General features: G+C 59.4%; 9 protein-coding genes and 3 pseudogenes. 9 read left to right on the top strand and 3 right to left on the bottom strand.

Annotated elements, in window-relative coordinates:
- Positions 1 to 3: 3 nt before the first annotated feature.
- Together C3L37_RS17565 and nadC are read left to right on the top strand one after the other, a co-directional pair.
- Positions 4 to 1,770: an L-aspartate oxidase gene (locus tag C3L37_RS17565; RefSeq protein ID WP_129115899.1), complete on the top strand. Its 1,767-nt coding sequence runs from the start codon at positions 4 to 6 to the stop codon at positions 1,768 to 1,770.
- A complete protein-coding gene (nadC, locus tag C3L37_RS17560) occupies positions 1,767 to 2,594 on the top strand; it encodes a carboxylating nicotinate-nucleotide diphosphorylase (protein ID WP_129115898.1) in 828 nt (275 codons plus the stop codon). The genes C3L37_RS17565 and nadC overlap by 4 nt, the downstream gene beginning before the upstream one ends.
- Before the next feature lie 59 nt (positions 2,595 to 2,653).
- On the opposite strand, the pseudogene C3L37_RS17555 reads toward nadC, so the two are convergent.
- A pseudogene (locus C3L37_RS17555) lies at positions 2,654 to 3,980 on the bottom strand (RNA-guided endonuclease InsQ/TnpB family protein).
- A 9-nt stretch (positions 3,981 to 3,989) separates the two neighbouring features.
- Here C3L37_RS17555 and C3L37_RS17550 point away from each other — a divergent pair.
- From C3L37_RS17550 to C3L37_RS17525, 6 genes and pseudogenes are all read left to right on the top strand, one after another.
- The gene (locus C3L37_RS17550; protein ID WP_164974788.1) at positions 3,990 to 4,355 is read left to right on the top strand and encodes a hypothetical protein; all 366 of its coding nucleotides are present in this window, start codon (positions 3,990 to 3,992) and stop codon (positions 4,353 to 4,355) included.
- A 177-nt stretch (positions 4,356 to 4,532) separates the two neighbouring features.
- Complete coding sequence (locus C3L37_RS17545; RefSeq protein WP_164974792.1) at positions 4,533 to 4,934, top strand: RidA family protein; 402 nt, start codon at positions 4,533 to 4,535, stop codon at positions 4,932 to 4,934.
- Positions 4,935 to 5,626: 692 nt separating this feature from the next.
- The gene (locus C3L37_RS17540) at positions 5,627 to 6,412 is read left to right on the top strand and encodes a TrmB family transcriptional regulator (protein ID WP_129115895.1); all 786 of its coding nucleotides are present in this window, start codon (positions 5,627 to 5,629) and stop codon (positions 6,410 to 6,412) included.
- A 94-nt stretch (positions 6,413 to 6,506) separates the two neighbouring features.
- Positions 6,507 to 6,909 (top strand): annotated as a pseudogene (locus C3L37_RS17535) (transposase); the annotation flags it as partial.
- A gap of 254 nt (positions 6,910 to 7,163) precedes the next feature.
- A complete protein-coding gene (locus C3L37_RS17530) occupies positions 7,164 to 8,867 on the top strand; it encodes a Na+/H+ antiporter NhaC family protein (protein ID WP_129116097.1) in 1,704 nt (567 codons plus the stop codon).
- 396 nt (positions 8,868 to 9,263) lie between these two features.
- A complete protein-coding gene (locus tag C3L37_RS17525) occupies positions 9,264 to 9,614 on the top strand; it encodes a pyridoxamine 5'-phosphate oxidase family protein (RefSeq protein WP_228546312.1) in 351 nt (116 codons plus the stop codon).
- Between the two features lie 352 nt (positions 9,615 to 9,966).
- Here the strand turns inward: C3L37_RS17525 and C3L37_RS17520 are convergent.
- Positions 9,967 to 10,194 (bottom strand): annotated as a pseudogene (locus C3L37_RS17520) (class I SAM-dependent methyltransferase); the annotation flags it as partial.
- Positions 10,195 to 10,208: 14 nt separating this feature from the next.
- A complete protein-coding gene (locus C3L37_RS17515; protein ID WP_129115894.1) occupies positions 10,209 to 11,093 on the bottom strand; it encodes an aldo/keto reductase in 885 nt (294 codons plus the stop codon).
- Between the two features lie 962 nt (positions 11,094 to 12,055).
- Between C3L37_RS17515 and C3L37_RS17510 the strand changes: the two genes are divergently transcribed.
- Positions 12,056 to 12,985, top strand: coding sequence for a transcription initiation factor IIB (locus C3L37_RS17510; RefSeq protein WP_394345802.1), 930 nt, complete (start codon positions 12,056 to 12,058; stop codon positions 12,983 to 12,985).
- The last annotated feature ends 610 nt before the right edge of the window (positions 12,986 to 13,595 follow it).

Below are 13,595 nucleotides of genomic sequence, written 5' to 3'. Positions count from 1 at the left end.
GTGATGGCCGAGTACGAGCAAACCGACGTCCTCGTCGTCGGCTCCGGCATCGCAGGCCTGGCCGCCGCCCTGGGTGCCGCGCGCGAGGGGAGCGATGTCGTCGTCGCCACGAAGGCCAAACGGCCGGAAGGCGCCTCTTCTTGGTGGGCCCAGGGTGGTATCGCCGTCACGCGCGACAACCCAGAAGGGTTCGCGGAAGACATCATCGACACCTCGGACGGCACCGCCGACCCCGACGCCGTTGAGGTTCTTGTCGAGAACGCCAACGACGCCGTCCGCGACGTGCTCGTGGAGACCTTAGACGTCGAATTCGATAGCCGAAAGGACGACCGAGGGGAGTCATCCGAACGAGCGAGCGGCGTCCTGGCGAGTGACCCGGCCCAGGGCTCGGAAGGTGAGCGAAGCGAGTCCTCCGACAGAGCCGCGAGCAGCGGATCGGACGACAAGGAATTCGACTTCGCCCGCGAAGCCGCCCACAGCGAGGAGCGCATCCTCCACGTCGACGCCTCCACGGGCAAGCACGTACACGTCCCGTTCCTGAACCACCTCGACGCCCACGAGTCGATCGAGATTCGAGACGACACGGCAGCCCTGGAGTTGATCCGCCACGAGGGCCGCGTCCACGGCGCGTTGCTCCAACACGATGGCGACGTGGAACCGGTTTACGCTGGCGCGACGGTCCTCGCGACGGGCGGGGTCGGCGACTTGTTCGCGTGTTCGACGAACCCCGCGAACTCGACGGGCGACGGGATCGCTATGGCTGCGCTTGCGGGTGCGGACGTCGAAGACATGGAATACGTGCAGTTCCACCCGACCGTCTATCCGGGCAGGGAGGGCGACTGGAGGGAGTCCTCCGGACCAGCGAGCGGAGAGAGTGAGGCGCGGAGCGCCTCGATAATGAGCAATCACACCGCGAACCACGAAGGATCCGCGAGTGGCGAGGACGACCCGGCTACCGGCCCGTTCCTCGTGAGCGAGGCCGTTCGCGGTGAGGGGGCGCTCCTCCGGAACGGGGCAGGCGAGCGGTTCATGCCCGGCTATCACCCCGACGCCGAACTGGGTCCCCGCGACGTCGTGGCGCGCGCGGTTGTCACGGAAATCGAGGCCACCGAGGAGGTCTGGCTGGACGTGTCGACGCTTGACTTCACCGGCGAATTCCCGGATCTCGCGGCCAAGTGTGACGCTCGCGGCGTCGATGGGGCCGACGGGATACCGGTCGCCCCCGCCGAGCACTTCCTCTGTGGCGGCGTCGCGGTCGATGACCGCGGGCGGGCTTCACTCGATCGTCTCTACGCCGTCGGCGAGTGCGCGAGGACCGGTGTCCACGGCGCGAACCGCCTGGCCTCGACGAGCCTTCTCGAAGGCCTTGTCTGGGGCTTGCGCGCTGGCGAGGACGCCGCCGGACACACCCCCCTGGTCATCGAAGCGCCGGAGTTGCTCGATCGCGATCCTGACCTCCCGGACGCATTCGTCCGGGACAAGTTCCACCGCCTGCGCCGCGTCATGGACGAGTACGTCGGACTCGAACGCGACCCCGAGGATCTGAACCGCGCGCAGGCTGCCCTCCGTCGACTCAAGGGCGAAGTCGATGCGTACGTCCGTACGCGCACCTCGCGATCGCTGTACGAACTCCGTCACGCCAGTGTGACCGCGCTGCTCGTCACCCGCCACGCGCTCGCCAACGACGAGAGCTTGGGCACCCACCATCTCGTGAGCGAGAATCAGGGTCGGGCCGAGGAGGAGCCCGACCCCGCCGTCGAGAACCGATGATCTACGACTCGCAGATCGAAGCATGGGTGCGCGAGGACCTAGGCCATCACGACGCGACGAACGAGGTTCCCGGCGAGACGGCCGGCCGACTCATCTCGAATGAGGAGGGCATCGCCGCCGGACTGGACGCGGTCGTCTCGGTGTTCGACTATCTAGACTGCGAGGCGACGGCTGCGGTCGACGAGGGCGATCGGATCGACGCGGGCGACATCGTCGTCCGCGTCAAGGGACCCGCCCGGAACGTGCTCCGCGGCGAACGCGTCGCGGTCAACGTCGCCGGTCATGCTTCGGGTATCGCAACGAAGACGCGCGCGGCCGTCGAGCGAGCGAACGCCGTCGACGATCACGTTCGAATAGCGTGTACGCGCAAGACGACGCCCGGCCTGCGCGGGGTCGAAAAGTGCGCCGTCGTTGCGGGCGGCGGCGACACCCACCGCCTCGATCTGTCGCACATGGTGATGGTCAAGGATAACCACGTGGCCGAGATGGGTCTCGAGGCGGCCGTCGAACACTTCCGGGACCAAGTCTCGTTCGCGACGAAGATAGATGTCGAAGTTGAGGACCCCGCGGATGGGCCGCGGGCCGCGAAAGCAGGGGCTGACGTCGTCCTCCTCGATAACATGACGCCCGCCGAGACCGGGCAAGCAGTGGACTTGCTCGGGGAGACGGTGGCTAACCTTGGTCGCGAAATCCTCGTTGAGGCCAGCGGCGGGATAACGGTCGACGACGTAGCCGACTACGCCGCGACCGGCGTGGACGTGATCTCGATGGGGAGTCTAACTCACTCGGCACCCAGTCTCGATTACTCGTTCCGGACCGGTTGACATCCTCCCGCGCCTGAAGCCGCGGGAATCCCACGGCGCCGTGTCGCTGGATTGGGATATTAGGGTTTACAGTCTACCACTTGTTCCCGCGGTTGGAATCCGCAGGACAAGTCGTGAAGGCAGACTCCGGGCTGTGCCACCCAGCCGGTACTCCTATCCTCTGATGGAGGATTCAGGAGTACTTTTCGTCTGATGTTCTCTATGCCGTTGCAGTCCACGTTCCCGACGAAGCCGCACTCACAGACGTACAAGCCGCGTTCAACGCGCTGACGCTTGGCCGACCACCCGTACGCCGAACACGTCTTCGACGTGCCGCGTTCGGACTTCGTGACCACGTCGATGCCTTCTGCTTCCGCCTTGTAGTTGAGCATCTGTATGAAGCGATCGAACGCCCATCCGTGCAAATCGAGGTTGCCGTGACTCCCCCAGTTGTGGGCCTCGTCGTTCTTGTTCTCACGGATGCCGCTGAGGTCGCCGACGACAATCGTTCCAACGCCGCGTTCGACGCACTCCGAAACGATGTCCTTCGACAGTGTGTGCAAGAAGTGTGTCCGACGACCAGTTCGCTTACGGTCGAGACGCTTTGTCTCACGTGAGGCCGAATTATCTGTCTCGGTGCGTTTCTTGGTGAAGTAGTATTCGTCTTCCTTGAGCGCGCCACCGGGGTACAATACGGCGTCGCCGTAGGAGACGGTGACGAAATTGCAGATACCGAGGTCGATGCCTGCCACACCGTCGCCCAGCGGCTTGGATTCATCCATCTCGACGCGGCAGACGAAGTGCAACCGCCACTCGCCGTGTTCGTATACCGCGCGGACCTGTTGAACGTTCTCGACGGTGACGTTCGGACCGGCGTCGTACTTGCAGAGAATGAAGTCCGACCAGTGTTCTTTGAGGTTTCGGCCTTTCGAGAGGCGGACGCGGTCGTATTTCGCGTCGTGTTTAAAACCATCTTCTTTGAACGTGACGGTCGAACGCGGATGGTCGTAGCCGTTTTTGCGGTAGCCAGGTGGATTCGCGTTCTGGTTCCCGTTTCGGCGGTGGCTGTACTAGCCTTTGAACGCCTCAGCAAGTTCTTGGAGAACTCGCTGTGCTCAACGAGCTTCGCTCGTTGGCATCGCGAAACGGCAAAGCCGTTTCGAACGAACTCTACTGTGCGTTGAAGTCGGCGTAGCGTTCGTGGCGCTTGAGGTGCGACTTAAGAGCGCTATCCTCAGGAATCTGGCCGCATGCATCCCAAACGCGCCCGACAGTCCGCCGGGCGACGTTCCAGAGTTTTGAGGCGGCGAATCCAAGCGAATCGAGGCCGTCGCACACCTGCCGCTGGTTGCAAATACCTGCGGTGTAGGTCCGGGTAACGACCTGTTTCGCCGGCTCCGTTGAAATCCTCCCCTGGTGACAGAACTCAGCGGTCGTGCTGAATACAAGGCACAAGTCTATCAGTGGAGAAAGATTACTTCCTACAACAACTTACTCAGCAACATGGCGAATACCCTCACAGAACTCTCTCAACGGAATGAAGCGTTCTGGATTGCTTTGGCCCTATTCCTTCTCGGGGTGATTACTCCTGAGACCCTCCTTCTTGGGGGAATCGAACTCTCAAGGGTTCTTATATGGATTGGTGGGGAAATTCTTCTGGTCAGAGTTCCCGTCGGCACATACAGAATTCTCAGAACGACGGCAGAGGCGGGAGTATTTGGCTATCGTGAGGGGGGAACAGGGCGACAAATAGAACCTTTGTATCTTGCACTCCGTTACTGACAGTGGTTAGGATCTTGCTAACCGACTGCTGAATAGAGGGTGTATATCGGTCACAGAGTCTACTGCTCGACCGTTCAGTTCTGTCGTCGAAAGACATCGATATCGAACCGCTGGGAAGAATCAGGATTTTTCTCTGCCAACCAAATTTTTATTCAGATCATCGAAGATGACATGGCTATGGTACGGAGAGTTATCGAGCCAAAAAACCTAGCCGACACAACGCCACATCACTTCAGCCCTGCAATCGTCGCCGACGAGGCGTTTTACATATCGGGACAGGTCGGGACGGACGAAGACGGGAACTACGTCGGCACCGATGTCGAGTCGCAGACTCGACAGGCATTCGAGAACGTCGAGACGGTTCTTCAGAGTGTGGACAGGGAACTCGAGGACATCGTCAAAATCACGAGCTATATTGTCGACATTAGGGACCACTACGAGGCGTTTCAGTCAGTGTATCGGGAGGTTTTTTCGACCGAGCCCTTTCCCTGCCACACCGCCATCGGTGTCGAGAGCCTCGCGAGCGAAACACCCCTGGTAGAACTGGAGGTAGAGGTTCCTGTTGACGACGAACTGTGACGAGAGTCCCTCGTCTTCTCCTTCGGGGTCCAGCGAACAATTTCCCACACAAGGTCCGTACACGACCAACGTATCCTCTGTATTCAGCACGCTGTTTGTATCATATTCTGAGAATTTCAACAGAGCCTTGTATTTGAAGGTGAGCACCAACGAGCGATCGGTCTGTGTACTCGCATACCTGGACATGAGCGCATGAAGCGCGTCCAGATCGATGACTTCCGATGGTGGCACAGAGAGACGGTGAGCTGTTGGGTCGATATGAGCAAGATCTGCAAGAGCAAAGAGGAGCACGTCACTTGGCCGTTCTGCGGGGCCAATCTCTTGATGTCCACACGGCGACTGCTCATCTTCGGACCGCTCCCCGGGGATTCTCATACGATATCGTACATGATTACCAATGCCAGCCTTCCGTATGTAACTATTTTATATTCATCCCTGCTGTGTGACGGTGACTTGAAATGTGATTTCGGAGGAACAGTCGTGTTTCACTCAGCGGGTAGCAGGAGGTAGCAGGGCAAATCTCTCGAGGGTCGATTGAAGGAGGTTCATCAGAGTCAGCGGACGTTCATCTCGACTCGGTGTAGACAGATCACCCGATCACGCCTTCCTATGTCCTCTGAGAGAATATTGAGAGAGATAAATTCACGAACGCGAGCCATATATCCTACCCCGCGCGGCCCCATTCTGGTAGTATGGTCGACTCGCATGACGCTATTAGCGTTCTCCAGGAGCTCGGGCTTAGCGAGTACGAAGCCAAATGCTTCGTCGCACTTGCCCATCTTCCGCAGGGCACCGCCAAAGACGTGAGCCGCCTCGCAGACGTCCCCCGCTCACGTGTGTACGGAGCACTTGACCGGCTTTCCCGAAAGGGGTTAGTCGACATCCAACGCTCAAAGCCGAAAGTATTCCAAGCGGTCGAGATCGACACCGCGTTACACTTACTTCGCAAGCGGTACGACACCTACTTTGACACGCTTGAAGAGTCGCTGCGTGACATTGAACCAGCCTACAAGGAAACTGACCGAGCCGTCTGGGCAATCGAACACCATGAGAACGTCACCGAACGCACGTTAGCTCTCATTGAAGAAGCCGAGGAGGAACTCGTCTTGCTCATCTTCAATGACGCGATTCTCGACGATGAGATGTTGTCATCCCTGCAGCAAGCGAGCGATACTGGTGTTTCCATCCACGTCGGGACGGTCACCGACGAGATCCACCAGCAGCTCTCAGTCGAGGTGCCAGGAATGACCGTGTTTTCCTCTGCGCTACTCGAGTGGGTCAGTGATACGCCAGAGAATCACGGACTCGGACGTGTGGTGATGAGTGACCGGGAAGCGGTGTTAGTGAGTTCTATTTGGGGCGAGCCTGTCCTGGGATTTCCCGATGAAACGGCAGTCTGGACCGCTGGAGTCGACCACGGCTTTTCGGTCTTCGTCAGAAACATCTTAACCTATGAGCTCGAGACAAGCAAGGCGTGAGCCCGGGTGTGGCGCCTACTCTACTTCGGAGGCAGAGCACTCAGCCAGCGTGAAACCGCGAGTCATTTACCTCAGTCCCACAGTCTGTGCAGACTGGACGTTTCGCGCGTTCATCGACCGGCTCAGAGACACTGCCGAAGAGTTCGGCATCCGAGTCGAAGAAGCGTCGGAAGCGTGGACTTCTCAAGAATGTCCAGAGTGCGGGTCAACCGACCAGACGGTGCGAGAGGGAGATTCGCTTACATGTCCGTGCGGGTTCGACGGCCACGCGGACCTCACGGCGTTCGCAAGACGCGTCGCGTCTTGCGTGCCCACGAGAACCTTCGGTTCTCGGGACGTCCGAGACGTTCCTAAGACGGCAAGACTACGAACCAAGGCCGATGGCACGGCCCGTGCGATTCGAGTGGGACGACCACGGATGGTCGGCGGTACCACACGCTCCCGCGAGGGAAAGTCTCAACGAAGTGCGCACACACCAGAGTACGCTCCCGGTTTAGCGGAAAGTCGCTTACGGTGGGGACGGCACTCGGGCCAGACCCCCGTGTAAGGATTCCCGCGTCTTGAGACGCGGGAGGGTGTCAAGCGTATTGGTCTCTTGAATTACTCATCACCCTAAAAAACGCAATTTAATATTTCTATAGTTGTATCTATTAGGAAGCTTTAAACAATTTTGTCGAGAGGCACGCACATGCCACAGGGAACGTTCGGTGTTTTATCCCTCGTACCGCCGATCCTCGCGATCGTTCTCGCGATGTATACGCGGCAGGTGTTGGTGTCGTTGTTCGCCGGTGTGTGGATCGGCGCGCTGATGGTCGCAAACTGGGATCCGATCGCGGCGACGGCGCTGTCAATGGATTGGATTATCGAAGTGGTTCGGGAACCATTCGACACCAAGTTCCTGATCCTGATCATGTTTATGGGTGCCGGTGCCGCATTCATCTATAAGTCTGGAGGGATCATCGCACTCGAAAACTGGATTGGCCATCGGGTGAACACGGCCCGTGATTCGCAGATTCTGACGTGGCTCATCGGCGTGTTCATATTCTTCGACTCGTACACGAGCACCATCGTCACGGGGAACGCGACGAGGGAGCTCTCCGAAGAGAACAACAGCTCGCGCGAGATGCACGCCTACGTGCTGGACTCAACAACCTCGCCGGTCACCACATTCGGACCGGTCTCCAATTGGATCGGGTTCCAGGTGTCCATGATCATCGCCGGGTTCGAGGCGGCAGCGTTCACCGCTGAGGAGGTAGGGATTACCGCGTTCGACCTCTTTCTCCGAAGTATCCCGTGGAATATCTATTGCTTCCTGGCGTTCTTCATGGTCGGACTTATTTCGATTACCCAGCGTTTTTACGGGCCAATGCTCGACGCGGAGTGGCGCTCGCGCAAGGAGAAAAAGACGCTCCGGGAAGACGCAACGCCGCTTTCGGACATCACGACCGACGTCGGCGAGCCGAGCGAGGAGAACCCGACGCTGTTCAACTTCTTTGCTCCGATCGTGACGCTCCTAGTCGTCGGGTTGGTCGCCATGTGGTGGCTGGGCGGCGGATACCAGCCGAACGTCGACGTCGCGACCGCGTTCCAGGAGACCGACGTCGCCCTCGGGCTTCTGTACGGCGCATTCGCGTTCATGGCCGTCGGAATGATTGGCGCGCTCGGCTTCGGGACGATGGGTCTCGACGAGGCCAGCGACACCGTGATTAACGGGTTCAAGACGATGATGATCGCGGCTGCCATCATCATTCTCGCGTGGAGCATCGGTCACGCCGCCGAACAGGTCGGTACTGCCCAGTATATCGTCGGCGCGATGGTCGGCAGCGGCGTCCCGGGGTCGTACCTACCGCTTATAATCTTCATCGCCGCCATGTTCATCGCGTTCACTACCGGAACCTCCTGGGGAACCATGGCGATTCTGACGCCGCTTGCCATCCCGCTGGGTTATGAACTCGTCGGTCTATCGATCCTGCCGGTTCTCATGGGCGTCCTGTTCGGCGGCTCGATCTGGGGCGATCACGTCTCGCCAATCAGTGATACGACCGTGATGTCGTCGATCTTCGCCGGGTCCGACCACATCGACCACGTGAACACGCAGATCCCGTTCGCAATGACCGCGGCTGGCGTTACGGTCCTCGCCCTGCTCCTATACGCGGTCGGCGTTTCGTCGATCTCAGTGTTGCTTCCGCTCGCATTCGCGCTCACCGCCGTCGCGGTTTTCACACTGAACAAACTCGACGCGCGCCGCAAGAACCTTCCCGAGATCATGCCGACCGCCCAAGAAATCGACGCGGGCGAGGTCGACGTCGATGCGATAGAGCGGGGAGACGCTCGCCCCGAGACCGAGGACGTGAACGGGACGTACGATCACCTCGCGACGATCCCCCTCGTGGCGGTCGGTGTCGTCGTGGGGTACCTCGCGCTCGTATTCGCATTCGCCACGCTCGGCAGTTAAGGGTTCGTCGAAATCGGCCACCGCCAATCGGAAACCGAGAAGCGAAGTTCTCCCGCCACCTCGACGACTCTACGAACTCACGAACGATCGCTTCGCGTTTATTCGGACGACAGCGCGTCGCAAGACCTGAGCGCGGAGGTTCTCGAAGCGGTCTCGGAGTCACAGAAGGACTCACGATCTACCGCCGACAGGATGAAGATTCGTCGAGAATTGCCCCCGGACCACACCTCATAATCGGTCCTGTTTCTTCGAGTAGAACGACGAGGTTGTCTATAAGAATTCTGATAGTTCTCTCTACGGTTATACCTGTCGCTGACGTACACCTCACATGTCTGTTTCACCCTCCGTCGAGAAGCTCATTGGTGACGCGACCCTCATGGCGCACTCGCAACTTCGGTGAATGACCGCCCGCACGTCGCGCCAGTCTGGTACGGCTATGACGACGGGCACGTCCACATCCTCACCGGGGGCCGAAAACTAGAGAACGCAAGCCAGAATCCACGGGTCGCCATCTCCATTGAGAAACACGCCGATGGCGACGCCGAGTGGATGGTCGTCATGCAGGGCACTGCCGCGACCATCACGGATTCAGCCCGCATCAACGACGCAGCACGACGTATCTTCTCGAAATATCTCGGACCGACCGAAGCGGAGTGGGCCGAGTATTACCGTGAGGCTCTGACGGACGAGCCGAACAATACGCTCCTCGACGTCCGCATCGGGTCGGCGACGGCAACGCGGTTCTAAGCACCATCGCGCTCCAGATATGAACGATTCCTTACGCCAGTTCCGACTAGACATGCCGGAACTTGCCGCTAGTGGGATCGCGTTGTGGGGCCCTGTCTGCCCGTTCAACGCTCACATCGATGATCTCCCGTTGCTGCAGGAACTCAAGAACGTCTCGTTCGACTCGTTCCCAGACCTTGGATTCCTCGGCCGTCGCGGTGACGTCGAGGCGAACGCGGAGCGTGTTCGGCTCGGTCCGAACGATCTGTGCTCGCCGGACACCAGGCACCCCCTCGACGACGCTCGATATGGCTAATGGAAAGACCGGGATCGTCTCGCTGTCAGCGGTTTCGAAGCGGAGAATGTCACCCTGTCGTCCATCGACTTCGATCACGGCAGTACGGTCAGCCTCGGCACGTCCGATTCGTTCGCGGACCGCTGTCGCGTGGTCACTGTCGTTAGTAATAGCGTAGACCCGGCGGCCACCGTTTGCGAGCAATCCGGTGGTCGTGTTCCCGACGCCGGCGCCGGCCTCAAGGCAGGTCGCCCCGTCGACGGGGCGGTCTTCGAGCGCTGCCGTCACTGTCTGGGGAACGTCCATCGAGACCTCCAGGTTCAGTGGTGGAGCTGTTCCGGGACGGGGCTCTCGTCGTGGCGAGCCTCCTCGACGAGCGATCGCTGGGCCGCCTCGTCCATGCCGTCATACCGGCTCGCGGCCTCGAGCACCATCGCGACGAGCTTCGGGTCGCCGGGACTGACGACGCTGGTCAGGCCCTGCGAGGCAGCGAAGTCGAACCGGTCACGGATCTTCTCGGACGTGTCGACGGGCTCATACCAGTTCGCGTACGGGCGGTCCCGCTCTGAGAGTTCCTCGGTCGGCGGCCACGACCCTTTCGCGAAGGCCTTGATGCCGAGCGTGCCGATGTTCTCCTCGTTCGCGCGCTCGAGCACCGCCTGGTAGTCGTGATCCTCGTCGTCCTTCCCGACGACGACCGGGTTCAGCGGGAACATCACCGTCTCGAGGTCGTCGATGCGGTCGATCGCCTCGAGGATGAGCTGGGGGTTCCCGTGACTGGTCAGCCCGATGTGATCGATGACGCCGTCGGCCTTAGCCTCCCGCATCGCCTCGAGGGCACCGTCGTCGGCCGTGATCCTGTCGAGTTCGTGCTCGTACTCCAGACCATGGACTTGGTACAGGTCGATGGTGTCCACGCCAAGGCGGTCGAGCGACTGTTCGAGCTTCCGCTTCGCACCCTCGTAGCCCCGCTCCTGGGTCTTGCACCCGAGGAAGATGTCCTCGCGGTGCTGGTGGAGCTTCGGTCTCAGCTTCAGTTCGGCGTCGCCGTAGGCCGGGGCCACGTCAAAGTGATTGACTCCGTGATCCAGGACGAGTTCCACCATCTGATCGGCCCCCTCCTGTTCGAGCCAGTTCAGCACGATCGCACCGAACGTCATCACAGTGCTGTCGTGCCCGGTCTCGCCCAGTGAACGCGTTTTCATACCTGTGGATCAGGGGTGGCGCACATAACAGTCGGGGACGACCCACTCATCAGGGTATTCTACCGGTTGAGGAACCGGATTACTCGCTGCCGTCGGAGAAGTTCACCCCGCTGGCATCGTTACATGTCAGTATAATGATGGTGTGAAGTGATAGTTCCGATCGCGGTTTTCTCGTTCGTTTGGTCGAGGTCACGGACGGTGGACGGTGGGGTCGGAGCGAGGTGGCCAAAATAGGAGCTCAACGTCTTTGTTCCGACAGAGAGGGCGAACACGGAGCGCGAATGCCTGATCACGGACTATACGCTCGACGATGATCGATAAAGAACGAGATTGCTATTACTCGAGGAACGACTCAATTCTGGTTCTCATCCCTGCCTGCTGAATAGAACCTCTGTCTCCAGCAAACCGTTTATGTCGAATTATTGTTTAGTGCCCCTAACGCATTAGTGTGACTGTATTATGCCTTAGGAAGACCGAAGTGTGGGAGGATGAGCGCGCCTGTCCCTGCCGCGACATCCTCGCCCACCTAGGGTGAGGATGCCCCTCCCGTAATTCGGTCACCTCCGTATCGTCGCTTACGCGCCATCAGATGCGAGCCATCTGGTGGATGGGATGAAGGTCTACATCGGAACTGGAAGTCCGCGTTGATCACCCCTATCCACCATGGGTAGCGCCGTGCCGCCTCATGGCGCGGTCCGCTACCCCACTATCGCTCTCTGATAATAATTTAATGGATGGTACCAAGCTACCCGTTATCGTGAACAGTCACTCTGTGACTTGAAGTCAACACTTCCAACGATCGTTGCAGCAAGAGGTATGCAGCCTCAGAGTTGTGCTTCCAAATTTAAGACTATCTAGGTTTTATATTTCATGACGTAGAGATAGGCCATAACCTTCAGTATCGTTCCGTTTGTGAGTCTCCCGCAATGACTGGATTCTCCCAGTACGGTTCGAATACACGTGTGGAAACAAAAGAGGGCCCTGAGTCCGCTGCAACTGAGCAGCTGTGCCCGGAATGTGATTCCGGGACAGTGGTCAAAAGCACGGATACCGACGAATTGGTGTGCACAGACTGCGGACTCGTCGTCGAAGAGCGCTCAATTGATCGAGGGCCAGAGTGGCGCGCGTTTACCCAGACTGAGCGGGACTCGAAGTCGCGCGTGGGCGCGCCGACGACACAGACACTGCATGATAAGGGGCTCACGACCACAATCGACTGGAAGAACAAGGACGCATATGGGCGGTCCCTCTCGGCGCAAAAGCGTGAACAGATGAGCCGGCTACGCACGTGGCAGGAACGAATCCGTACGAGGGACGCGGGTGAGCGGAATTTACAGTTTGCACTCTCAGAAACCGATCGAATGGCCTCTGCACTCGGTGTACCGCGATCCGTCCGTGAAGTGGCGTCAGTCATCTATCGCCGTGCATTGAATGAGGATCTGGTCCGCGGGCGCTCGATCGAGGGGGTTGCGACAAGTGCGCTGTATGCCGCGTGTCGGCAAGAGAATCTGCCCCGGAGTCTCGACGAGATTACCGAGGTCTCTCGCGTTGATAAAAAGGAGATCGGCCGTACGTATCGCTATATTGCCCAGGAACTTGGCCTCGAGCTGCAACCGGTTGATCCAAAACAGTATGTTCCGCGATTTGGCTCCGAACTCGGAGTGAGCGAGGAAGTCCAACAGAAAGCAAACGAGATCATTGATACGTCCGCTGAAGCGGGTTTACTGTCGGGAAAATCACCGACAGGCTTTGCTGCGGCAGCACTGTATGCCGCGAGTCTGCTCTGTAATGAAAAGCAAACTCAAAGGGAGGTGGCCCAAGTGGCAAATGTAACTGAAGTGACTGTTCGTAATCGGTATCAAGAGCAAATCGAAGCGATGGAGCTCTACTAAGCCCACTACGCTCGCTCAGCCCACTAAGTCTACTAAGAGGTATGCACTCTACGTCGGCAATAGATGGTTTGTTCTATCTCAGAGATGCGTACCGTAGTCTCATACACCACTCCATCAGGTACCCACGACTACAGTCGTGGGCTTGCTTTTGCGGTGGGCCAACCGCCTCGGCAATTTAATTGCCCATGAGACTCCGACTCTGATGCCTGGCGGCGTGGGAGCATGGAGCAACCACTCGTGTTCATCGTCTCGGATTCTCGGGCCTCCTGACGGGCGACCCAACCCACGGGGAGCGCGTGTCTCGGCCGGACGCGGCCCACAAGTCTCCGAAAGAGGGCCGGAGGTGGCGCAACCGCCTGCGGTTCGTTGGCCCCGTGGTACAGTTTTCCATGCTGGACCTCGGATGGCTCGACGGAAAGGACGCGCCCTCGCCCCACGAAGCGGTTTTCACGTCGCTCGCGGTGCGTCCGCGACGTGTGCCTTTGTCGGACGAGGTTCCCGTGGTTCACCATCCCAATCGGCCGATTCGAGGTTTGTGCCGTTCGATACTAACACTTCCGGTGGGGTTGGCGGCCTACCATCGGTGATGGTTCGACGGGCTACTGTCGGC

Origin of the sequence: Halegenticoccus tardaugens (genome assembly GCF_004116405.1) — an archaeon.
In the GTDB taxonomy this organism is placed as follows: domain Archaea; phylum Halobacteriota; class Halobacteria; order Halobacteriales; family Haloferacaceae; genus Halegenticoccus; species Halegenticoccus tardaugens.
This window is presented reverse-complemented; position numbering and strand designations above follow the sequence as displayed.

Excerpts from the sequence above, each read along its gene's own strand:
- C3L37_RS17530 (WP_129116097.1), top strand. The coding sequence starts at position 7,164 with ATGTATACGCGGCAGGTGTTGGTGTCGTTGTTCGCCGGTGTGTGGATC.
- C3L37_RS17545 (WP_164974792.1), top strand. The coding sequence starts at position 4,533 with ATGGTACGGAGAGTTATCGAGCCAAAAAACCTAGCCGACACAACGCCA.
- nadC (WP_129115898.1), top strand. The coding sequence starts at position 1,767 with ATGATCTACGACTCGCAGATCGAAGCATGGGTGCGCGAGGACCTAGGC.
- C3L37_RS17515 (WP_129115894.1), bottom strand. The coding sequence starts at position 11,093 with ATGAAAACGCGTTCACTGGGCGAGACCGGGCACGACAGCACTGTGATG.
- C3L37_RS17565 (WP_129115899.1), top strand. The coding sequence starts at position 4 with ATGGCCGAGTACGAGCAAACCGACGTCCTCGTCGTCGGCTCCGGCATC.
- C3L37_RS17540 (WP_129115895.1), top strand. The coding sequence starts at position 5,627 with ATGGTCGACTCGCATGACGCTATTAGCGTTCTCCAGGAGCTCGGGCTT.